Raw genomic sequence first — 21,217 nt, 5'->3', positions numbered from 1 at the left:
GATTCTTAATGTTATGTTAACTTTTTAGTTAAGGTTTTTAACCTAAAAACCCAATAACCAAATACAAAATCACAGTAATTACACCTCCAAACAAAGCATAAGGCAATTGTGTCTTCACATGATCTATATGATCACTTGCAGAAGCCATAGAAGAAATAATAGATGTATCTGAAATTGGCGAACAATGATCGCCGAAAATTCCACCACCTAAAGTTGCAGCAACCACTATAGTAATATCTGCTCCATGAATATTTGCCATAGGTACAGAAATTGCCAACATAATTGCAAAGGTTCCCCAAGAAGTTCCTGTAGAAAACGCAATAAAAGAACTGATAATAAAAACAACTGCTGGTAACAATTCTGGAGACAACCACTCTTTAGTAGCATTTGCCACATACACACCCGTTTCTAATTCTTTACAAGCATCGCCAATAGCAAAAGCTAACAACATTAATAAAGCCAAAGGCATTAGCTCACTTATTCCTTTTAAAGTTAAATTTACGGCTTCTTTTGGTTTTAAAATTCCTTGGACGAAATACATAGTTATTGCCACTAAAATTGCTGTAAGTACTGCATATAAAACAGATGATGAACCAGAACCTTCTCCAATAGCTTGTTGCATATGATCTAAAGTAGATGTTGATGTTTTTACAGCATTCCAACCTGTATATATTAAATTGATTGGCATCATTAAAACCATTACCAAAAGTGGCACAATCATATTATAGGCTTTTGCTTGTATACCTTCTTTTGGTGGAAAGGAAGTTACGGCATCAGAAACCATTGGCTTTGAACCCTCATTCATTAAAGCACCTGTTTCTTTGGTTCTAATTTCTGCTTTTTTCATCAAGCCAAAATCTTTTTTTGATAAGATGATAAAGAACAAAATTCCAATAGCCAATAAAGGGTAAAAATTGTATTTGATAGATGCTATCATCACAGAAAATGGCTTATCAATTCCTTGTGTTAACAATAATCCCATTATAAACGCTCCCCAAGCATTAAAAGGAATTAATATGGATGATGGAGCAGAACTAGAATCTGCGATGTAAGCCAGCTTTTCTCTTGGAATTTTTAATTTATCAAAAATTGGTCTGTATAAAGTACCCACAGTTAAAGAAGAAATACTAGTTTCCACAAACAATAAAAGACCAGTAAAAGTGGCTAAAAGTTGCACCATTACTCTACTGTATCCTGTTTTTTTATCTTCTAGTTTTACCAACCTTTTATTGATGATATTGATAAAACCTTCAACTCCCTTTGAATATTGAATGAAAATCAACAAAGCACCCACTAATGCACTAAACATTATGGTTCTTGTATTCCCTTTCGATTGAAAAACATTAACCATTCCTTCTATCATTGCTAATGTGCCTTCCAATGGATTCCAGCCTTTGATAATCAACCAAGAAAACCAAATTCCAAATAACAAAGCAATATACACTTGCTTGGTTCTTAACGCTAAAATGATGGCAATAATTGGTGGTATTACTGATAGAAATCCGTATTCCATAAAAAAGATTTTTATTTGGGTTAAAGGTAATAATTAGTGTTTGTTAAAAAAACATCTAAAAGATTAAGTAACATTATATTTGTTGAATCGTTTAAAAATTATGGATAATTTTATTAAAAAGTACATCACACTTATTTTTATATTGGTTTCAATTGTAAACTTTTCTCAAAATAAAACTAAAATTTCTGGTCGTGTTTTAGACCTTGAAACTTCTAAACCAATTTCTTATGCTTCCATTTATTTAACATCAGAATCTATAGGTACAACAACAAATAATGATGGTTTTTTCACTTTTTATATCCCAAATAAGAAGCAAAAAAATAGCATAACTATTTCTATGATTGGGTATTTATCAATCAGTAAAAAAGTTAATTCTTTTGCTAAAAATGAAACCATATACCTTTCTTCAAAAACAACAGATTTAGAAGAAGTTGTAATAAGAGCTACCAAAAAGAAACAACTTACAGCAAAAGAAATTGTTAGAAAAGCGTACAAGGAGATATATAATAATTACCCTACAAAACCTTATATTTTAGAAGGTTATGTTAGAGATTTACAAAAAGAAGAAGATAAATATGTTGAGTATTTAGAATGTGCCACTAAATTTCTATACCAAGGATATAAAACCAAAAGAGAGCCATTAGTAGAAATATTAGGTGTAAAAACAAATTATTTAGGAGATAAACATCCTTGGAATAAAAATTCTGAACGTAAAAATTCGATTATAGATTTGGTGGAAGACGATTTAATTCGTTTTGATTATGGACCAATTAAAGGGAAAAACGGATGGAAATACATACTCGAAAATATATTACCCTATAAAAATAGACTTGTATATAAAATAACAGGAATTGACAAACCTTTTCAAACCAGCACACTTTTTATTGATACAAAAACTTTTGCTTTTGTAAGAATAGAATTGATAAGAAAAGCGAAAAAAAACAGGTCTTGGAAAAGAAGGTTCTCTAATCGAGCGTTGCAAGTATATTATAATTTAGTTATTGAGTATCAAGAAATAGATGATAAAATGTATCTAAAATATCAGAAAGAAGAAGATACTTGGAGAATTTTTAAAGGTTTAGAATCCAATAAAGTTTTATTTACAAAATATCCTAAAAAAGAGCTTTTTATTAATAAAGTAGTTATTGATAATGTAGAAAACTATCCCTTTAAAAGAAATATGGATATTAGCTCTAGTATTGAAAATCAAGCTGAAAAATTTAATCCTGATTTTTGGGAATCTTACAATATCCCTAAACAAACAGAAAGTGAAAGTAAAATAATTTCTGAATTAAGAAGTAGGGCAAAATAATAGTTAATATAAAATGATATTTTGTAAATTGTGAATTCTATTATTTTACTCTAAATGTCAAAATTTTATACAAAAATCACCTCAAGACTTCAAAAATTTATTGAAGCGCAAAAAATATTCTTTGTAGCAACTGCTCCTAATTCTGGTCGTATAAATTTATCACCAAAAGGAATGGATTCTTTTAAAGTGATGAGTGAAAACCGTGTTTTATGGTTAAACGTTACAGGGAGTGGAAACGAAACTGCTGCACATTTGTTAGAAAATAAACGCATTACCATTATGTTTTGTTCCTTTGAGAAAGTGCCAAATATTTTGCGTTTGTATGGCACAGGAAAAGAAATAAAACCAAATGACGGAGATTGGAATGAAGTAATTTCTTTGTTTCCAGAAACACCTGGAACGCGTCAAATATTTGATATTATTGTTGAATCTGCACAAACTTCTTGTGGAATGTCTATTCCTTTTTTTGAATACAAAGGAGAACGAAATGACTTAAATGATTGGGCAACAAAACAAGGAAAAGTAGGTATTGAAAATTACTGGGAAACTAGAAATCAACAAAGTATTGACGGTTTGCCAACAGACATTTTAAAATAAAAAAATGAAATTTGCATACACTATTTTATATGTAGAAAATGTTTCTAAAACAATTGAGTTTTATGAAAAAGCATTCGGCTTTTCCAAAAAATTTATAACTCCAGAGAATGATTATGGTGAGTTACTGTCTGGAGAAACAACTATCGCTTTTGCTTCTATTAAACTTGGTAAATCAAACTTTAAAAAAGGTTTTAAAAAATCATCAATAATTAAAAAACCTTTTGGTGTAGAATTAGCATTTACATCAGAAAATATTGAAGCTGATTTTCAAAAAGCAATCCAAAATGGAGCAACTGAATTTGAACCTTTAACTGAAAAACCTTGGGGACAAAAAGTAGGTTATGTAAGAGATCTTAACGGTTTTTTAATCGAAATTTGTACACCAATCAAAACTGTATAAGATGAATAATTTTTCATATTTAAATAGAAAAAATATTACCAAAGAATTAAAAGAAACTGAATTCGATTTGCTTATTATTGGTGGAGGAATTACAGGCGCAGGAATTGCTTTAGATGCAGCATCAAGAGGAATGAAAGTAGCTTTAATCGAAAAAAATGATTTTGCATCTGGTACTTCTAGTAAATCAACAAAGCTAATTCATGGAGGCTTACGATACTTAAAACAATTCGATTTTTGGTTGGTAAAAGAAGTAGGTACAGAACGTGCAATTGTACACAAGTTAGCACCACATTTAGTAGTTCCAGAAAAAATGATTTTACCTCTTATTGAAGGTGGAACCTATGGTTCTTGGTTAACCTCAATTGGCTTAAAAGTTTATGATATTTTAGCTTCTGTAGAAGGAGAAGATAAACGAAAAATGCTAAATAAAGAAGAAGCTTTACAGAAAGAACCTTTATTACCAGAAAGTATTTTAAATGGTGCTGGATATTATGCAGAATATAGAACTGATGATGCTCGTTTAACTATTGAAGTTTTAAAAACAGCTTTAGCTTATGATGCTAATATTCTAAATTATACAGAAGGTACAGAATTTATTTACGAAAAAAATAGAGTTGTTGGCGCAAAAGTGAAGGACACTATTTCTAATGATGAATTTGCTATAAAAGCAAAATATGTTGTGAATGCTTGTGGCCCTTGGGTAGATGAATTACGTCAAATTAATCACTCTAAAATTGGCAAGCGATTGCATTTAACTAAAGGTGTGCATTTAGTTGTTGCTCACGAAAAATTACCCGTAAAACAATCGGTTTATTTTGATATTCCAGATGGAAGAATGATGTTTGCCATTCCTCGTGGAAGAGTTACTTATTTTGGCACCACAGACACCAATTATCAACAAGATAAAGACAATGTAAATACGAATTTGGTTGATGCAACGTATTTAATATCAGCAGTTAATAATATGTTTCCTGATATTACCATTTCTTTAGATGATGTACAATCATCTTGGGCTGGTTTGCGACCTTTAATTCACGAAGAAGGAAAATCTGCAAGTGAATTATCTCGTAAAGATGAAATTTTTGTATCAGATACAGAATTGATTTCTATTGCTGGTGGTAAATTAACTGGCTACAGAAAAATGGCTGAACGCATCGTAGATTTGGTAGGTAAAAAATACGAACGTAGATTTAATAAATCTTTTAAAGAAATTAAAACCAAAGAAATTGTACTTTCTGGTGGAACTTTTACAAATTATTCAGAAGTAAAAAGTTATACAGATGCCATTCAAAATAGAATTGCAGAAGTAGATTTTGATAAAAGAGATGCTGAATATTTAGTACATAATTATGGAAAACAAACAGACATTATCTTGCAAAAATTTGACGATTTAATGCATGACAATATGCAAGAAAAAATGATAAAAGCAGAAGTTTGGTTTGCCATAAATTATGAAATGGCTTGCAACCCAACTGACTTTTTTATGCGCAGAACAGGACGCCTTTTCTTTGATGCAAACAGCGTAACTAAATTTGAAAAATTTGTATTAAATGAATTTCAAACTGCTTTTTCTTGGGATGATGCTACTGCTAAAAAACAGCAAGAAGAATTAGCATATCATTTAAAAATGGCGACAACTTTTGAGTAATAAAAGTGTCACGAATTCATGAACTATATTTTATTATCTCATTTCCTGCAAGGTCTTTTTTTGACCTTGTAAGTATCTATTAACGTAAGTTCGATATAACTTTTTTATTTATAAATGTTATTTTATTGAAAATTAACCGACTGTCATTTCAAACATTGCTTAAATCAAAATATATTTTAATTGAAAGTATCTTACAAAATAAGAGTGTAGTTGAGAAATCTCATATCTATATTAAGATTTCTCCATAAAGTCAAATGATATTTGTATTAAATAATAAAAATTATAACTTACTAATAAACAATAGATATTAAGTTGAGCTAACTATATTATTAATTATACTGGCAAATACCTACAAGGTTTTTGAAAACTTGAAGAATAAGAAATCTTTAAACAGGAAACATAAATAGTTCTCCATAACCAACTGTGTACAACCAAACTCCATATAAAGAATGTTCAAGAATGATTAACAAAGTAGATTTCGATTTTAAATAGGTAGTTGTAAACAACAAACTACCAATAAATGTAAACGAAAGCACAATCCAACTTTGAAACCAAATATGTGCAAAAGAGAATAAAATTGCGTTTATTAAAATAAATACATTTTTATTTTTTATCAATTCTTGATAGCGTTTTACAAAAAAATTTCTATAAATTAACTCTTGTGGAATTACAGAAAAAAGAATATAAACTCCGCTAAATTTTAGCCATAAAATGGGCTTATTTAGCATTACATCAAACAAAGCTTCCTTATCTTGAATATATAAAACTAAAGTGGTTAAAAGTGCAATAATCAGAAAACGGATACTTATATGTTTTAGGGCATTTTTATATCGTTTTTTATCAACTTTAATTTTAGAAAATTTTCCTACAAATATGGATATTAAAACGATATACAGAACTCCTAATAAAAGATAAATCACTTTATAAAGTATTGGAATTTCTATTAATAAAACAATTGGAGTTACAATAAATAGTAGCCCTATTTCTAGTAGTTTTATGTTTCTATTATGCTGTAAAACTCCCTTCATTCTATTAATTATAAAGATTCTCTTAACAGTGATTTATACGTTTTTCTCAATTTTTTTGGATGCACTCCTAACTTATATTTCAAAAATACATAGCCATTAATCAAATTGACTTTTAACCAAGAATTATTATCGTATTTTCTGGCACTTACAGTTGCTTTAGATTGTATTATTTTAAACGGAATATTTTGTTTCCTGATTCTATCCATCATTTCAAAATCTTCCATAATGCAGAATTCTTCGTTAAAACCATTAAATTTTGTAAAAGTTTCTTTTGTAAAAAAATGACACTGATCTCCACCTCCTGCAAATAAGCCGTCTTTAGTAGTAAACTGACTATTAAAATTTAATAATGTTGATTTTTTATCAAATTGATATGCAAAAAACCCAAACTGATTGCCTTCTGAAATCGCTTTTAAAACTTGATTATAAAAATCATTTGGTAAAATTACATCTGCGTGTAAAAATAAAAATATATCTCCTTTTGCTTTACTCGCTCCGAAATTCATTTGTGATGCTCTTCCTTTTTTATCACTTATAAAAATGGTAACTTTATCAAAATTCTTACAAACCTCTGGGCTTTTATCAGAACTTTCAGGAGAAATAGAAACGATAACTTCTATGGGATATTTGTTAGTTTGTTCGCATAAAAACGACAACCTTTTTGTAAGGTTTTCTTGCTCATTATAAACAGGAATAATAATACTTAATAGCATACTTAAATTTACGTAATTTTATATGAAACAGTTTTTAATCGCATTATTTTTCTTATCAACATTACAAATTAGTTCACAAAATAAGATAATTTATAGTGATGTTGCACAAGATTTACTGCAAAATATTATAGACAAAAAATCTTATGATAAAGAAGTACAAATTTTATCAGAAAGTACCTTAACTGATTTGGTTGATGAACTACAAACCGATCAACAAAAAATAGCATTTTGGGTAAATATTTACAATGCTTTTATTCAAATTTCATTGACAGAAAACCCAAGTGAATACAAAAATAGAGGTGCTTTTTTTGGACAAGAACGTGTTAAAATTGCTGGTGAATTGTTGTCTTTTGATGATATTGAGCATGGAATTATTAGAAAATCTCGCATGAAAATTAGTTTAGGCTATTTAAGAAAGTGGTTCAGGCCAAAATGGGAGCGTAAATTACGAATTGATGGTAAAATTGATTGGAGAATTCATTTTGCGTTGAATTGTGGTGCAAAAAGCTGTCCTCCAGTAGCTGTATATTCTGCTGAAAACTTGGATAAGGAATTCGATTTTATGACAACTGAATATTTAAAAGAGCAAACTACATTTGATACAGCAACAAAAACTGCAAAAACGGTTGCTTTAATGTCTTGGTTTCGTGGAGATTTTGGAGGAAAATCTGGTGCTTGTAAGATTTTAAAAAAGTATAGAATTGTACCTAAAGAACCCAAAAAATTAAATTTTAAATCTTATGACTGGACATTATTACTGGGTAATTTTAGAACGATTCCTGATTAAAAAAATGAGATATCTCGACTTTACTTGAAATGACAGTTAAATTCAATTTTTAGCTAATTACGTCTTTTTCATTCTCTTCAATATCTTCAGTTAAATCTAAATTTCTAATAGTTGGGCTTACAATTGCTGTAGTTGCTACTGTTAAAATCGTCATTGTTCCTCCAAAAACCACAGCTGCAACAGGGCCAACTAATTTTGCTGCTAGTCCACTTTCAAAAGCACCTAATTCGTTAGAAGAACCTACAAACATTGAGTTTACAGAAGATACTCTTCCACGCATATCATCTGGTGTTTTTAACTGTAAAATGGTTTGTCTTATCACCATAGATATTCCGTCTGCAGCTCCACTTACAAACAAAGCTAATAAACTTACCCAGAAAATAGATGAAAGTCCGAAAGCGATAATGCTTAACCCAAAAATAAAAACAGAAATCAACATTTTTTTACCTGTATTTCTGTTGATAGGAATGTAAGTTGTCAATAACATTGTTACAATACTTCCAATAGAAATAGATGCATTTAATAGCCCAAAACCTTCTGGTCCAACTTTTAAAATATCTTGTGCAAAAACAGATAAAATAGCCACAGTTCCTCCAAACAAAACTGCAATCATATCTAGAGTTAAAGCTCCTAAAATGGCTTTATTTTGAAAAACAAATTTTACACCAGCTTTTAAACTTTCAGTAACAGGTTCTCCTATTTTTTTGTTTAAAATTGGTTTCTTTTTGATGAAAAAAGTAAAGATTAAAGATAATATCACTAAAACAAAAACAAGTAATAGAGTATTATCTACGTCTATCCAACTGATAAAGAAACCTCCACAAAGTGCACCAGAAACAGATGCGGTTTTCCAAGTACTTGTACTCCAGGTTGCAGCATTATGATATATTTTTTTAGGAACTAAAAGTGCTACTAAAGAGAAAATTGTTGGTCCAAAAAAAGAGCGTAAAAATCCCCCAAAAAAGACCAAAGCGTAAATTCCGTATAAAACTGAATTTGTTTGCCAATTATCAACAATAAAATCTGTTGTTAAAAAATAGAGTCCTAAACTAATCAAAGAAAATGCTGCTGTGCATAAAGCTAATAAATTTCTTTTCTCTTTTTGATCTACAATGTGTCCTGCAAAAAGTGCCATAGAAAAAGCAGGAATAATTTCCATCAAACCAATAATTCCTAAAGAAAGTGGATCTTTTGTTATGGAATATACTTGCCATTCAATTACAATAAATTGCATAGACCAACCAAAAACCAATAAAAAACGAACAAATAAAAAAATATTGAATTCTCTTATTCGTAAAGCTGCATAAGGATCGATCTTTACCATAAATTTATTCAATTTCTATTATTGGATTTTTATTTAAAAACCCAATAGACTGCAAAAAACTGTCTGATTTTGAAAGTGTTTCTTTATAATATTTAAAAAATCTGTAATTGAAGAAACCGTGTTTTTGATCCTTAAATAAATGTAAATCGCATCTACTTTTTACTTTATCCATTACCAATTTGTAATATTTAACAGTTTCCACAGGAATTAAAGCATCATTAGTTCCTAAAAATAAAATAGTTGGTGGTGCACCTTTCTTGATATTATGCAATGGAGAAAAGTTTTTGTACTCATTTTTAATTCGTTGGTAACCATAACCTCCTGGTCCATTGTCTATCACAGGATTAAAAAGTACGAGTGCATTGGGTTTACAACTTATTTCTAGATTATCTTGTTTTTCATTATAAGCATCAATTAATGCTGTTGCTGCAGCTAAATGTCCTCCTGCAGAACCACCTGCACCAACAATTTTTGTAGGGTCAATATTAAATTTTTGTGCATTTTTTCTAACAAATCGAATAGCAGATTTTGCATCTTTTAAAGATTCAAAAGGAGTTGTTTTCTGTCTTTTTTCAACTCTATAATCTACCAGAAAACAAACCATTCCTCTTTTTACAAAATAATCTGCTTGTGGTTTAAAATGATATACAGAACCTCCATTCCACCCTCCACCAAAAAAAAATACAATTGCTGGGTATTTAGTTGAAGTGTTCATGTTTTTTGGTTTATGAACTTCCATATACAGTTTTATAGAGTCTATTTGTTTGTATAGTATTTTCTCTTGAGCATAAGAAAAGGTGCTTGTAAGAATAAACAACAGTAAAGCGTATTTTTTAAGTTTCATAAACATATTTTTAGTATTGTTGTGATGTTAACTCAATTTCATATCCATTAAAATAGCAAAAGTTTCATTGATATCTTTTTCTTTAACTACAATTGTCATTTCGTTTGTAGTAGAAATAATTTCTTGTAAAGGAATATCTGCCCAAGCTAATTGTTTTAATATAAAATAATAAATACCAGATTGTTCTAAATTCTCTTCAGGCAGTTTTATGGTAATTGAGGCCAACTCTAACATACTGTGCGTTAGCGTTTCTTGTTCAAAAATATCTTCAACAAAAGGTCTTAAGTTTTTACTAGTAACAATATTGGTTTCGAAAATACCTTGAGAAACTGTTAAAAAATAATCAGAATTTTCAGATGATTTTGTCAATACTTTTGCAATTTCTCTTAATAATGATGGTGTGTTTTTAAAAGTAAAATCGCATAAGTCTGACCTTACAATAACATCGCCTAAATCTAATGCAAGCTTTTTTATATTTTTTCGAATTCGTAGTTCGCTTGCAGGTGAGAGTCTGTTTATGGCCATCATTACAGCACCAACTTTAACTTCTTTTTTTAAAACTGAAGATACTTCTGGTAAAATTATTCGAGCTAGAGAAGAAACATTTATTAATTTTTCGTGTAAAGCTTCTTCTATGAAAGGTGTTTTTCTGATAGTACTTTCTACAACTTGTTGTATTGTTTTCATTATAAAAGTTTAAAATTATAATTAATTGTTCAAAATTAAACAATTAATCTAACTTATCTGTCAACTTTTTAAATTCTTTTTTAGGGTTTCTATTTTCATATAAAATAGTGTATACAGTATCAATAATTGGGGTTTTACCACCTTTATCCTGTCTAATTTTAAACGCGCTTTTAGTAGCATAATATCCTTCAGCAATCATACTCATTTCATGTTGTGCTGATTTTACAGTGTAGCCCTTACCAATCATATTGCCAAACATTCTATTTCTACTAAAAGTTGAATACCCTGTAACAAGTAAATCACCCAAATAAGCTGAGTTATTGATGTTACGCTTCATTTTATGCACTTTCTTTATAAAACGTTTCATTTCTCGAATGGCATTGCTCATTAATACTGATTGAAAATTATCTCCATAACCTAAACCGTGTGCTATTCCTGCAGCAACAGCATAAATATTCTTTAACATTGCTGCATATTCTGTACCAATAATGTCATCAGAAATCTTAACTTTTATATACCAACTTTTTAAAGCATCAGCCATATTTTTTGCTTTTTCTTCATCTTTACAAGCAATTGTTAAATACGATAGACGTTCCATTGCAACCTCTTCTGCATGACATGGTCCTGTTATTACACCAATATTTTCAAGAGAAATATTATACTCTTTGTTAAAATGTTCACCAATAATCAATCCTGTTTCTGGTACAATTCCTTTAATTGCAGAAAAAATAGTTTTGTCTTTTAAAGAGGTGTTTAACTTTGCTAATTCTGCTGTTAAAAATGCTGATGGTATTGCAAAGATTAAAACATCGTAATTATTAATAATATCATTAAGGTTTGATGATAAATCTAGTTTTTTTGAGTCTAATTCTGCCGAACTTAAGTATTTTGGGTTTTGATTATTTTGTTTAATATGCTCTATTACATATTCGTTTCTCATATACCAGCCAACTGTATCTAAATTTTCAAGTAACATTTTTACAATAGCTGTTGCCCAACTTCCACCACCAAAAACTGCAATTTTCTGTTTCTCCATTGTATTTTATTATTTAAACTTCAAAAGTAAGAAAAGTATTAACTATTGATAAAAACTTGCTTGATTTATTATATTTGTTCTGTTTGAAAATTTAGATAAGATAATGAACGTACAAATCATTAATAAATCGAAACACGCTACCCCTAGTTACGAAACTGAAGGTGCAGCAGGAATGGATTTAAGAGCAAATATTGAATCAGCAGTCATTTTAAAACCTCTAGAAAGAGCTATTGTAAAAACAGGTTTATTTATAGCTTTACCTGTTGGTTTTGAAGCTCAAGTAAGACCAAGAAGTGGTTTGGCTGCTAAAAAAGGAATAACTGTTTTAAACAGTCCTGGAACTGTAGATGCAGATTATCGTGGAGAAATTGGTGTTATTTTAGTCAATTTATCAAACGAAGATTTTATAATTAATGATGGTGAACGTATTGCACAATTAGTTATTGCAAAACACGAACGTGTTAATTGGAAAGAAGTTGAAGTTTTAAGTGAAACAGAACGTGGTTCTGGAGGTTTTGGAAGTACTGGTGTTTAATCAAAAATTAAAAAATTATGCTATTAGGTGTTTGTGAATGGTTAGCAACTAAAACAAGTTTTACTGCTAAAAATATTAGAATTTTCTTTGTATTATTGGTTTTATTAGCAGGTACAGGGGTTGCACTTTATTTAATTCTGTGGTTGGTAAAAGTTTTTTCTGGAGAATAAAAAACTGCTACAGATTGATTACTTCTGTAGCAGTTTAATAATAGTTAGAACTTTTAATACTTAATCTTGGTTTTCAATAGCCTCTTTTATTTTATTTTCTAACTCATCCATTAATTCTGGATTATCTTTTATTAATCCTTTTACAGAATCTCTACCTTGGCCTAATTTTGTTTCTCCATAACTAAACCAAGAACCACTTTTCTTGATAATGCCTAGTTCTACACCAATATCTAAAACTTCTCCAACTTTAGAAATTCCTTGCCCATACATAATATCAAATTCTGCAATTTGAAATGGTGGTGCTACTTTATTTTTTACAACTTTAACTTTGGTGCTGTTTCCAATAACTCTATCTCCGTCTTTAATTTGCGTTCTTCTTCTAATATCTAAACGAACAGAAGCATAAAATTTTAAAGCATTACCTCCTGTCGTTGTTTCTGGATTGCCAAACATTACTCCAATTTTTTCACGTAATTGGTTAATAAAAATTACTGTACAATTCGTTTTAGAAATTGTACCTGTTAATTTACGTAACGCTTGAGACATTAAACGTGCATGAAGACCCATTTTAGAATCTCCCATTTCACCTTCAATTTCTGATTTTGGTGTTAATGCAGCAACAGAATCAATCACAACAATATCAATTGCACCAGATCTAATTAAATTATCAGCAATTTCTAACGCTTGCTCTCCATGATCTGGTTGAGAAATGATTAAATTATCAACATCTACACCTAAATTCTCTGCATAAAACTTATCAAAAGCGTGCTCTGCATCAATAAAAGCTGCAATACCACCTGCTTTTTGAGCTTCTGCAATTGCATGGATGGTTAAGGTTGTTTTACCAGAAGATTCTGGACCATAAATTTCGATAACTCTACCTCTTGGATAACCACCAACTCCTAAAGCTAAATCTAAACCTAAAGACCCAGAAGAAATAGCATCTACATCTTCAGTAACTACGTCTCCTAATTTCATCACAGAACCTTTACCATACGTTTTATCTAACTTATCTAGAGTAAGTTGTAAAGCTTTTAGTTTTGCTGCTTTCTCTTTATCTGCTGCCATAAATCTTTCTAAATCTTTTTTTTATTCGGTTGCACAAGTTACGAAAAACTACTATTATATTCCTAATATTTTAGTTTCATTTTTATAGTATTTTTACAAAAAAATTATGAGTTATAAAACTACTTTAAAAAATAAGAAATCTACTATTTCTATTAAAAATGGAGAGTTAACAAGCTTTACTCATAATAATTTAGAATATATTCATCAAAAAGGAAATAAAGGATGGCGAAAATCTGATGATGAGATGTTTCCTGTTATTGGTCCTACTTCTAAAAATAACTTTAGAGTACACACTAAAAATGGAGATGCTGTTCAAGATCAACATGGTTTATTGCGCGAATTGGATTATGATTTGATTTCTTACAATAAAATCAGTGCAAACTATATCAAAAGTTATAAAAAGAATACTCTTATTAAAAACAGTAAGTTTCCTGAAAAATCTTCTGAAGAATTTTTACATTGGCCTTTTAATTTTTCTTTCGAAAAGAAATTTTTATTACAAGAAAATATTTTAAAAATTGATTTTATTATTAATTCTGAAGAAAATATGCCTTTTATGTTAGGTTATCATCCTGCTTTTTTATTGTCTAATACTGGTAAAGAAACCTTTACTGCAAATAATAAAACATACAGCTTAATTGATGTTTATAAGGCTGGTTCTAATGCATTTCCTATTTTAGATTCTGATAAAATCATATTAAAAAATATTGATAAAAATAATTTAGAAATCTCTACTGAAGGCTTTAATAATTTTATGCTTTGGACAGAGGTAGATAATATGGTTTGTATAGAGCCAATTACGCAATATACTTCTTACACAAACCAGAAATTCTCTGAAGAAAATATGAGTATATCAAAAGGAAAAAATACATTTTCTATTACTATAAAAATACGATAAACCAAAATTATATAAGATGACAAAATACACTCTAATTTTTAGCTTATTAATACTATTTTCTTGTAAAAATAAACCTGCTGATAAACCGAATTTGGCTGTAGAAAATCAAATTTCAAAAAAGAAAACAATCACTTTTCCTTCTAAAGATGGTTTACCAATTACTGCAGATATTTATAATTCTAAAAATACATTTATTAGTATTTTACTGTGCCATCAAGCTGGTTACAGTAAAGGAGAATACATAGATACTGCTGTTCAATTAACAAAATTAGGATATTCTGTAATGGCAATTGATCAACGTTCTGGAAACGCAGTTAATAATATAAAAAATAGAACGAAACTAGCTGCTAGTAAAAAAGGGTTAGGAGTTACTTATTTAGATGCAAAGCAAGATATTGAAGCTGCTATAGATTATATCTACAAACAAAATGAAGGTAGAAAAATTTTATTAGTTGGTAGTTCTTACTCTGCTTCTTTAGCACTTTTAATTGGCGTAAATAATTCAAAAATTAAAGCAGTTGCTGCATTTAGTCCTGGTGAATATTTTAAAGGTATTGATATTAATAAAAGTATCAGTACTTATAAAAAACCTGTTTTTGTAACTTCTTCTTTAAATGAAAGTGAAAGTGTTAAAACTTTAATTGATAAAATAGATTCTAATTTTTCAACTCATTTTATACCAAAAGTAAAAGGAATTCACGGTTCTAGAGCACTTTGGAAAACTACAGAAGGTTATGAAACCTATTGGTCTTCTTTTAATAGTTTTTTAACTTCTGTAAAATAAAAATGTTTTAATTTGATTGATAAACATAAACATTTTATACTTCATAAACCTTGGGGATATTTATCGCAATTTATTAATAATCAAACCAAAAGAAAGAAAAAACTACTAGGAGAATTGTATAATTTTCCTGAAGGAACTATGGCAATTGGGCGTTTAGATTATGCTTCTGAAGGCTTATTATTTTTAACTACTGATGGTAAAGTTTCTGAAGAAGTTAGAAGTAATAAATATGAGAAAGAATATTATGTTCAAGTAGATGGAATTATTACCCATGAAGCTATAGAAAAACTAAAAAAAGGTGTTGAAATTGGTTTTGAAGGTAAAAAATACATTACTAAACCCTGTAAAGCTTTTCTAATTGATGATCCTAACTTTCCATTAAGAAGTCAAAAAATTCGTGATGATAGACATGGCCCAACAAGTTGGATTTCTATCATAATTAAAGAAGGTAAATTTAGACAAGTACGAAAAATGACAGCAGGTGTTGGTTTTCCTACTTTGCGTTTAATTCGTGTTCGTATTGGAGAAATTAAGTTAAATAGTTTAAAAGTTGGTGAAGTTCTTAAGGTTGATGGTTTTAATTAACCTTTATCCATTCTAATATGAGGAATTCCATCTTCTAGATACTCCTCTCCTACTTTATTAAATCCAAGAGAATTGTAAAATTTTGTCAAATATACTTGTGCTGAAATTGTAATCTTTTCTGTTTTAAACTCATTTTCAACTGCTTTTATTGAAGCTTCCATTAAATCTACTCCATAACCAGAGCTTCGCTCATTTTTTGCAACCACTACTCTACCAATACTAGCATTTTTAAAATAATCTCCTGATTTAAAAATTCTGGTATAAGCCACAATTTTATCATCTTTAATACCAAATACATGCAATGCTTTTTGATCTTTAAAATCTAAATCTTGATACACGCAATCTTGCTCTACCACAAAAACTTCAGAACGTAATTGAAGTATTTGATACAATTCTGTGGTGTTTAATTCTTGGAAAGATTTCGTTATAAATTCCATAAAAAATAATAGATAATCGTCATTACAAACAAAGTGAAGTAATCTTTTAATTTATAAAGAGATTGCTTCGTAAACTTGCAATGACTTAATGATTAACAAGAAATTTTATCAATTCTATTTTGATGCCTACCACCTTCAAATTCTGTAGTTAAAAAAACATCTACGAAACCAATTGCTTGTTGTAAAGACACAAAACGTGCAGGAATTGTAAGTACGTTAGCATTATTATGTTGTCTTGTTAATTCAACCAATTCTTTATTCCAACATAAAGCTGCCCTAATTCCTTGGTGTTTGTTTGCTGTCATTTGTGCTCCATTTCCTGATCCACACAAAATAATTCCGAGTGCTGCTTTGCCAGACTCTACAGCATCTGCTGTTGGATGAATAGCATCAGGATAATCCATAGAATCATTTGTATCTGTTCCAAAATTTAGGACTTTGAAACCTTTATTTTCTAAATGTTTTATAATTTTGAACTTATATTCAGTTCCTGCGTGATCATTACCTATGGCAATTGTCATAATTTTATAATTTTATATACTGTCTTTACTAGGAAGAATTGTGAAGTAATCTTTTTTATAAACGAGCAGATTGCTTCATTTCATTCGCAATGACATAGTTACAGCAACAAAAATATAGAAAATACCAGTTATCAACAGTTATAAACAATCAAAATTTATCAATTTTTAATAACTAGTTATTAGTAAAGCTTTTAGGTGTTTTAAGCTAATGTTAAGAACTTATCATTAAAAACTCGAAACTTTTTTTGGTGATTCTAATAATTATTACAATACAATGAGTTCTATGAGATATGCAAATTTTATTATACCTTTTTGATAAAAGTTTATCAACATAAAATTTACAATTTGTTTACATGAATTGATTGGTTAATTATCAATAAAAATAAGTGAATAGCTGTTTATAACTTTTGTTAATAATTCAAAAATATAATTGATTTTTAAGGTTTTAAAAATTGATAAGTTGTGAATGGTTTTTAATAAGTGATATTTAAAAATAAAAAATAAAAAATTTACTGTAGCTATTCACATACTATTATAAACATCATTGTTTTTTAAAATTTTATAAAAGAAAAATAATTATAATATAGAATGTTGATAAGTGTATTAACGAAAAAAAAATAGGATTGAATTTTAGTTTGATTAATTCAATTTATATAAAATTAATATGTGATAAGAATTTTTAAATAAGTAAGATTTTTTAGACTGTCTTTGTTTTCTTTTCAGCTCTTAACAAATAAGTAGTATCTTTTTGAACCTCAACAGTTTCTTTAGGAATATCAGTTTTATTCAAAGAAGTATTTACCGTTTTTACTGTTAAATAAATTCCGATAATGAAGATAAATGCGAATAAAGCGATAATTTTACGTAGATTTTTCATCCTAAAAAGTTGATTCTCTTATTATAAAGACGTAGTATTTAAGAAAACGTTACATTTTTTTTAAGAAAATTTTAAGAAATTACAAATTGAAGTGCTTTTTCAATAATATTTACAGTTATTTTTCCTGATCCAATCAATTCTCCATCTGCTTGAATAAAAGGTTTTGAGTTTTGCGGAATTACAGTTATTTCTTTTGTTTTATAAGTTGCTACTTTTTTATGATGTACTATTTTACCAGTATATAATTTTGGTAAATTATAGATTACTTCTAAAAATCTTAAATTTTTAATGATTGTAATATCAAAAAATCCATCAGAAGGGTTAATATCTTTTGTAAACTGCATTCCACCTCCAGAAAATTTACAGATTCCAATAATTGTCATTAAACATTTTTCTTCTATTTTTTTATCATCAAAAATAATTTTAAAAATTGTTTTTTTATAGAATAACAAACCATAAATTCCTGCTATTAAATAAGAAATAGCTCCAAACCTTTTAAGTGAATGTAATTTCTTAACAACATAACCATCATAACCTAAACCAGCCACATTATTAAAATATGTAGTTTTGTTATCATTAGTTTTTAAAACACCAATATCTTGTAAAATTGTTTTTTTTCTATAGATGATTTCAATAGCTTTTTCAATAGAATTAGGAATATTATACATTTTTATCCAATCATTTCCAGTACCTAAAGGAATTACTCCTATAGTTATATCCGAAGTTTTTACGTATATTTGCATCATTATTCCGTTAACTACATTGTGTAGTGTACCATCTCCACCAACAGAAATAATATTTCTAAAACCTTGTTGAATTGCAGCTTGTACCAACTCAATTTCATGTTTAGAAAACTGTGTAACAGTAAAAGAATAGTCTATATTCTTAAGTTTTAAGTATTGCTGAATTTCCTTCCATTGTTTAGAAAAATTCCGATTTCCAGAAGTAGGGTTAGCAATAATAAACCAAGAATTAGACATAAATAAAAATTAATAAAAAAAGCCAATTTACAATAATCAATTGATAACCATTTTTTAATAACATTCAAATGAAATAATTGTACTTTGGTAGTATATAAATAGAAGTAAAAATACATGACAAGAAAGAAAAAAAAGATATTTAAAAAGAAAGGAAAAATAGTAAAAGATTTAACGAGAAATATTTTTAAAATATTAAATGAAGACAGTAGTAAACATTATAATTATAAACAAATTGCTGGAAAAATGGGAATTTCTGATACTGATGGAAAAACCCAAATCTTAAAAAAATTAGCAGAATTGACTGCAAATAAAAAAATTAAAGAAATAGACAGAGGAAAATTTCAAATAAATGAAGATCGTAAATATTCTGTAGGTACTTTAGATATTACCTCTAATGGAAATGGATATTTTATTTCTAATGATTATGAAGATGATATTTTTATACCAAATGTAAATCTTGGTAAAGGTTTGCATGGAGATATGGTTAAAGCTTATGTGTATAAAAAAAGACGTTCCAATAAATTAGAAGCTGATGTTGTAGAAGTTTTAGAACGTGCAAAAACTGAATTTGTTGGTGTACTCCAAAAAAATAAAAATTTTGGCTTTGTATTACCAGACTCTAATAAAATGTATGCAGATATCTTTATATCAGAAAATAAGATGAATGGTGCAGAACATGGAGATAAAGTACAGGCAACAATTATAGATTGGCCAGAGAAATCTAAAAATCCTTTTGGTAAAATAACCAAAGTTTTAGGTAAACCAGGAGATCATAACACAGAAATGCATTCCATTTTATTAGAGTATGATTTGCCTTATGAATTTCCTGCAGAAGTAGAAAAAGAAGCAGAAAGTTTACCAATTGAAATTACAAAAGAAGAAATTGCCAAGCGTAGAGATATGAGAGGCGATTTAACCTTTACTATAGATCCAAAAGATGCAAAAGATTTTGATGATGCATTATCCTATAAAAAATTAGAAAATGGGAATTATGAAATAGGAATTCATATTGCAGATGTTTCTCATTATTTAGAAAAAGATACCATTTTAGATGCAGAAGCTTATGACAGAGCAACCTCTGTGTATTTGGTAGACAGAGTTGTGCCAATGCTACCAGAAATGCTTTCAAATGGAGTATGTTCTTTACGTCCAAATGAAGAGAAATTAACGTTTTCTGCAGTTTTTGAAATAAATAAAAAAGCACAAATTATAAACCAATGGTTTGGTAGAACAGTTACCTATTCAGACCAACGTTTTGCCTATGAAGAAGCACAGTTTCTTATAGAAGCGAATCAAGAATCAAGAGACAAGAATCAAGATAAAAACAAATCTAAATCTTTCATTTCTAGTGAAGTAGAGAAATCTCAATCTCTAAAATGTACAGTTCCTGCTGATGTTTCTATTACAGACAAATCTTATAAAGTTACTCCAGAAATTGTAGAAGCTACCTTGCAATTAGATAAACTCGCAAAAATTCTTCGTAAAAAACGAATGAAACAAGGTGCCATTTCTTTTGATAGAGTAGAAGTGAAGTTCAATTTAGATGAGGAAGCAAATCCTATTGGTGTTTTCTTCAAAACTTCTAAAGATGCCAATAAATTGATTGAAGAATTTATGTTATTAGCCAATAGAAAAGTGGCTGAATTTATTGGAAAAGCAAAAGGAGGGAAGCCATCCAACAAAACCTTTATTTATAGAGTGCATGATGAGCCAGATGTAGAAAAATTGGCTTCTTTAGAGAATATTATTGGTAAATTTGGGTATAAAATTGATACAAGAACCAAAGAAACTACTTCAGATTCTTTAAATCAATTGTTAAGTGATGTACATGGTAAAGCAGAATCTAATATGATTGAGACTTTAACCATTAGAACCATGTCTAAAGCTGTATATACAACACATAATATTGGTCATTATGGATTAGCTTTTGATTATTACAGCCATTTTACAAGCCCAATTAGACGTTATCCAGATGTAATGACCCATAGATTACTCCAACACTATTTAGATGGTGGAAATAGCGCAAAACAAGAAGTTTTTGAAGAAAAATGTAAACATTCTTCTAAACGTGAAGAATTAGCCAGTAAAGCAGAACGTGATTCAATCAAATATATGCAGGTTAAATATATGCAAGATCACAAAGATGAAGTTTTTGAAGGTGTAATTACAGGTGTTACAGAATGGGGAATTTATGTAGAAATTACCAAAAATAAATGTGAAGGAATGGTTAGAATTAGAGATATAAAAAGCGATTATTATATTTTTGATGAAGAGCAATATGCAGTTGTTGGGCAATCTACCAAACAAATGTATCAGTTAGGAGATGATGTACAAGTGCAAGTAAAAAAGACAGATTTAGAACGCAAACATTTAGATTTTAATTTAATTGAAGAGTAAATGTCATTACGAATGAGGAACGAATGAAGTAATCTGTTTATTTATAAAGAGATTACTTCGTAAACTCGTAATGACT

At 28.8% G+C, this 21,217-nt stretch carries 23 protein-coding genes; 11 read left to right on the top strand and 12 right to left on the bottom strand.

The window, feature by feature from the left end; genetic code table 11:
- Positions 1 to 37 precede the first annotated feature (37 nt).
- Positions 38 to 1,513 carry a Na+/H+ antiporter NhaC family protein gene (locus BTO18_RS12755; protein ID WP_105016589.1) on the bottom strand — a complete coding sequence of 492 codons (1,476 nt, stop codon included), beginning with the start codon at positions 1,511 to 1,513 and terminating at the stop codon, positions 38 to 40.
- A gap of 100 nt (positions 1,514 to 1,613) precedes the next feature.
- On the opposite strand from BTO18_RS12755, the gene BTO18_RS12750 reads away from it, so the two are divergent.
- From BTO18_RS12750 to BTO18_RS12735, 4 genes are read left to right on the top strand one after another with little or no spacing between them, the layout of a single operon-like run.
- A complete protein-coding gene (locus BTO18_RS12750; RefSeq protein ID WP_105016588.1) occupies positions 1,614 to 2,825 on the top strand; it encodes a carboxypeptidase-like regulatory domain-containing protein in 1,212 nt (403 codons plus the stop codon).
- A gap of 54 nt (positions 2,826 to 2,879) precedes the next feature.
- Positions 2,880 to 3,422: a pyridoxamine 5'-phosphate oxidase family protein gene (locus tag BTO18_RS12745; RefSeq protein ID WP_105016587.1), complete on the top strand. Its 543-nt coding sequence runs from the start codon at positions 2,880 to 2,882 to the stop codon at positions 3,420 to 3,422.
- 4 nt (positions 3,423 to 3,426) lie between these two features.
- Positions 3,427 to 3,822: a VOC family protein gene (locus BTO18_RS12740; RefSeq protein WP_105016586.1), complete on the top strand. Its 396-nt coding sequence runs from the start codon at positions 3,427 to 3,429 to the stop codon at positions 3,820 to 3,822.
- 1 nt (position 3,823) lies between these two features.
- Entirely contained in the window at positions 3,824 to 5,470 is a 1,647-nt protein-coding gene (locus BTO18_RS12735; RefSeq protein WP_105016585.1) for a glycerol-3-phosphate dehydrogenase/oxidase, read from the top strand.
- A 386-nt stretch (positions 5,471 to 5,856) separates the two neighbouring features.
- Here BTO18_RS12735 and BTO18_RS12730 read toward each other — a convergent pair whose 3' ends face one another.
- Both BTO18_RS12730 and BTO18_RS12725 read right to left on the bottom strand, forming a co-directional pair.
- Entirely contained in the window at positions 5,857 to 6,498 is a 642-nt protein-coding gene (locus BTO18_RS12730) for a CPBP family intramembrane glutamic endopeptidase (RefSeq protein WP_105016584.1), read from the bottom strand.
- A gap of 8 nt (positions 6,499 to 6,506) precedes the next feature.
- On the bottom strand, positions 6,507 to 7,211 hold the full coding sequence (locus tag BTO18_RS12725) for a TIGR04283 family arsenosugar biosynthesis glycosyltransferase (RefSeq protein ID WP_105016583.1): 705 nt from the start codon (positions 7,209 to 7,211) through the stop codon (positions 6,507 to 6,509).
- A gap of 22 nt (positions 7,212 to 7,233) precedes the next feature.
- Here BTO18_RS12725 and BTO18_RS12720 point away from each other — a divergent pair, with 22 nt between their 5' ends.
- Entirely contained in the window at positions 7,234 to 7,998 is a 765-nt protein-coding gene (locus BTO18_RS12720; protein WP_105016582.1) for a DUF547 domain-containing protein, read from the top strand.
- Positions 7,999 to 8,047: 49 nt separating this feature from the next.
- Here BTO18_RS12720 and BTO18_RS12715 read toward each other — a convergent pair whose 3' ends face one another.
- Genes BTO18_RS12715 through BTO18_RS12700 form a run of 4 tightly spaced genes read right to left on the bottom strand, consistent with a single transcriptional unit; the run spans position 8,048 to position 11,889 of the window.
- Positions 8,048 to 9,322: an MFS transporter gene (locus tag BTO18_RS12715; RefSeq protein ID WP_105017578.1), complete on the bottom strand. Its 1,275-nt coding sequence runs from the start codon at positions 9,320 to 9,322 to the stop codon at positions 8,048 to 8,050.
- A gap of 4 nt (positions 9,323 to 9,326) precedes the next feature.
- On the bottom strand, positions 9,327 to 10,166 hold the full coding sequence (locus BTO18_RS12710) for an alpha/beta hydrolase (protein ID WP_226789038.1): 840 nt from the start codon (positions 10,164 to 10,166) through the stop codon (positions 9,327 to 9,329).
- A 27-nt stretch (positions 10,167 to 10,193) separates the two neighbouring features.
- Positions 10,194 to 10,853 carry a hypothetical protein gene (locus BTO18_RS12705; protein ID WP_105016580.1) on the bottom strand — a complete coding sequence of 220 codons (660 nt, stop codon included), beginning with the start codon at positions 10,851 to 10,853 and terminating at the stop codon, positions 10,194 to 10,196.
- Between the two features lie 43 nt (positions 10,854 to 10,896).
- Positions 10,897 to 11,889, bottom strand: coding sequence for an NAD(P)H-dependent glycerol-3-phosphate dehydrogenase (locus tag BTO18_RS12700; protein WP_105016579.1), 993 nt, complete (start codon positions 11,887 to 11,889; stop codon positions 10,897 to 10,899).
- Positions 11,890 to 11,992: 103 nt separating this feature from the next.
- Here BTO18_RS12700 and dut point away from each other — a divergent pair, with 103 nt between their 5' ends.
- Positions 11,993 to 12,424 carry a dUTP diphosphatase gene (gene dut / locus BTO18_RS12695; RefSeq protein WP_105016578.1) on the top strand — a complete coding sequence of 144 codons (432 nt, stop codon included), beginning with the start codon at positions 11,993 to 11,995 and terminating at the stop codon, positions 12,422 to 12,424.
- Positions 12,425 to 12,441: 17 nt separating this feature from the next.
- Complete coding sequence (locus tag BTO18_RS12690) at positions 12,442 to 12,594, top strand: PspC domain-containing protein (RefSeq protein ID WP_105016577.1); 153 nt, start codon at positions 12,442 to 12,444, stop codon at positions 12,592 to 12,594.
- 60 nt (positions 12,595 to 12,654) lie between these two features.
- Here the strand turns inward: BTO18_RS12690 and recA are convergent, their stop codons facing one another.
- Positions 12,655 to 13,662, bottom strand: a complete 1,008-nt coding sequence (gene recA, locus BTO18_RS12685; protein ID WP_105016576.1) for a recombinase RecA — start codon at positions 13,660 to 13,662, stop codon at positions 12,655 to 12,657.
- A 106-nt stretch (positions 13,663 to 13,768) separates the two neighbouring features.
- On the opposite strand from recA, the gene BTO18_RS12680 reads away from it, so the two are divergent.
- The 3 genes from BTO18_RS12680 to BTO18_RS12670 are packed head-to-tail and all read left to right on the top strand — an operon-like array spanning position 13,769 to position 15,929.
- Complete coding sequence (locus BTO18_RS12680; RefSeq protein ID WP_105016575.1) at positions 13,769 to 14,560, top strand: aldose 1-epimerase; 792 nt, start codon at positions 13,769 to 13,771, stop codon at positions 14,558 to 14,560.
- Positions 14,561 to 14,576: 16 nt separating this feature from the next.
- A complete protein-coding gene (locus tag BTO18_RS12675) occupies positions 14,577 to 15,344 on the top strand; it encodes a serine aminopeptidase domain-containing protein (protein WP_105016574.1) in 768 nt (255 codons plus the stop codon).
- Between the two features lie 15 nt (positions 15,345 to 15,359).
- Positions 15,360 to 15,929, top strand: a complete 570-nt coding sequence (locus tag BTO18_RS12670; RefSeq protein WP_437438439.1) for a pseudouridine synthase — start codon at positions 15,360 to 15,362, stop codon at positions 15,927 to 15,929.
- On the opposite strand, the gene BTO18_RS12665 is transcribed toward BTO18_RS12670, so the two are convergent.
- The 4 genes from BTO18_RS12665 to BTO18_RS12650 all read right to left on the bottom strand — a co-directional run bounded on the left by BTO18_RS12665 (position 15,926) and on the right by BTO18_RS12650 (position 18,744).
- On the bottom strand, positions 15,926 to 16,366 hold the full coding sequence (locus tag BTO18_RS12665; RefSeq protein ID WP_105016573.1) for a GNAT family N-acetyltransferase: 441 nt from the start codon (positions 16,364 to 16,366) through the stop codon (positions 15,926 to 15,928). The genes BTO18_RS12670 and BTO18_RS12665 overlap by 4 nt on opposite strands.
- A 92-nt stretch (positions 16,367 to 16,458) precedes the next feature.
- Complete coding sequence (gene rpiB / locus BTO18_RS12660; protein WP_105016572.1) at positions 16,459 to 16,887, bottom strand: ribose 5-phosphate isomerase B; 429 nt, start codon at positions 16,885 to 16,887, stop codon at positions 16,459 to 16,461.
- Between the two features lie 697 nt (positions 16,888 to 17,584).
- A complete protein-coding gene (locus BTO18_RS12655; RefSeq protein ID WP_105016571.1) occupies positions 17,585 to 17,764 on the bottom strand; it encodes a hypothetical protein in 180 nt (59 codons plus the stop codon).
- Between the two features lie 71 nt (positions 17,765 to 17,835).
- A complete protein-coding gene (locus BTO18_RS12650) occupies positions 17,836 to 18,744 on the bottom strand; it encodes a diacylglycerol/lipid kinase family protein (RefSeq protein ID WP_105016570.1) in 909 nt (302 codons plus the stop codon).
- Between the two features lie 114 nt (positions 18,745 to 18,858).
- On the opposite strand from BTO18_RS12650, the gene BTO18_RS12645 reads away from it, so the two are divergent.
- Positions 18,859 to 21,141 carry a ribonuclease R family protein gene (locus BTO18_RS12645; protein ID WP_105016569.1) on the top strand — a complete coding sequence of 761 codons (2,283 nt, stop codon included), beginning with the start codon at positions 18,859 to 18,861 and terminating at the stop codon, positions 21,139 to 21,141.
- Positions 21,142 to 21,217 lie beyond the last annotated feature (76 nt).

Source organism: Polaribacter porphyrae (genome assembly GCF_002954685.1).
In the GTDB taxonomy this organism is placed as follows: domain Bacteria; phylum Bacteroidota; class Bacteroidia; order Flavobacteriales; family Flavobacteriaceae; genus Polaribacter; species Polaribacter porphyrae.
The sequence above is the reverse complement of the archived record's forward strand: the minus strand, read 5'-3'. Positions and strand labels throughout refer to the sequence as shown.

Coding starts and splice junctions, on each gene's coding strand:
- BTO18_RS12725 (WP_105016583.1), bottom strand. CDS start 7,211: ATGCTATTAAGTATTATTATTCCTGTTTATAATGAGCAAGAAAACCTT.
- BTO18_RS12735 (WP_105016585.1), top strand. CDS start 3,824: ATGAATAATTTTTCATATTTAAATAGAAAAAATATTACCAAAGAATTA.
- BTO18_RS12745 (WP_105016587.1), top strand. CDS start 2,880: ATGTCAAAATTTTATACAAAAATCACCTCAAGACTTCAAAAATTTATT.
- BTO18_RS12655 (WP_105016571.1), bottom strand. CDS start 17,764: ATGAAAAATCTACGTAAAATTATCGCTTTATTCGCATTTATCTTCATT.
- BTO18_RS12715 (WP_105017578.1), bottom strand. CDS start 9,322: ATGGTAAAGATCGATCCTTATGCAGCTTTACGAATAAGAGAATTCAAT.
- dut (WP_105016578.1), top strand. CDS start 11,993: ATGAACGTACAAATCATTAATAAATCGAAACACGCTACCCCTAGTTAC.
- BTO18_RS12710 (WP_226789038.1), bottom strand. CDS start 10,166: ATGAAACTTAAAAAATACGCTTTACTGTTGTTTATTCTTACAAGCACC.
- BTO18_RS12720 (WP_105016582.1), top strand. CDS start 7,234: ATGAAACAGTTTTTAATCGCATTATTTTTCTTATCAACATTACAAATT.
- BTO18_RS12680 (WP_105016575.1), top strand. CDS start 13,769: ATGAGTTATAAAACTACTTTAAAAAATAAGAAATCTACTATTTCTATT.
- BTO18_RS12755 (WP_105016589.1), bottom strand. CDS start 1,513: ATGGAATACGGATTTCTATCAGTAATACCACCAATTATTGCCATCATT.
- BTO18_RS12700 (WP_105016579.1), bottom strand. CDS start 11,889: ATGGAGAAACAGAAAATTGCAGTTTTTGGTGGTGGAAGTTGGGCAACA.
- BTO18_RS12690 (WP_105016577.1), top strand. CDS start 12,442: ATGCTATTAGGTGTTTGTGAATGGTTAGCAACTAAAACAAGTTTTACT.
- BTO18_RS12665 (WP_105016573.1), bottom strand. CDS start 16,366: ATGGAATTTATAACGAAATCTTTCCAAGAATTAAACACCACAGAATTG.
- BTO18_RS12675 (WP_105016574.1), top strand. CDS start 14,577: ATGACAAAATACACTCTAATTTTTAGCTTATTAATACTATTTTCTTGT.
- BTO18_RS12750 (WP_105016588.1), top strand. CDS start 1,614: ATGGATAATTTTATTAAAAAGTACATCACACTTATTTTTATATTGGTT.
- BTO18_RS12650 (WP_105016570.1), bottom strand. CDS start 18,744: ATGTCTAATTCTTGGTTTATTATTGCTAACCCTACTTCTGGAAATCGG.
- rpiB (WP_105016572.1), bottom strand. CDS start 16,887: ATGACAATTGCCATAGGTAATGATCACGCAGGAACTGAATATAAGTTC.
- BTO18_RS12705 (WP_105016580.1), bottom strand. CDS start 10,853: ATGAAAACAATACAACAAGTTGTAGAAAGTACTATCAGAAAAACACCT.
- BTO18_RS12730 (WP_105016584.1), bottom strand. CDS start 6,498: ATGAAGGGAGTTTTACAGCATAATAGAAACATAAAACTACTAGAAATA.
- BTO18_RS12645 (WP_105016569.1), top strand. CDS start 18,859: ATGACAAGAAAGAAAAAAAAGATATTTAAAAAGAAAGGAAAAATAGTA.
- BTO18_RS12740 (WP_105016586.1), top strand. CDS start 3,427: ATGAAATTTGCATACACTATTTTATATGTAGAAAATGTTTCTAAAACA.
- recA (WP_105016576.1), bottom strand. CDS start 13,662: ATGGCAGCAGATAAAGAGAAAGCAGCAAAACTAAAAGCTTTACAACTT.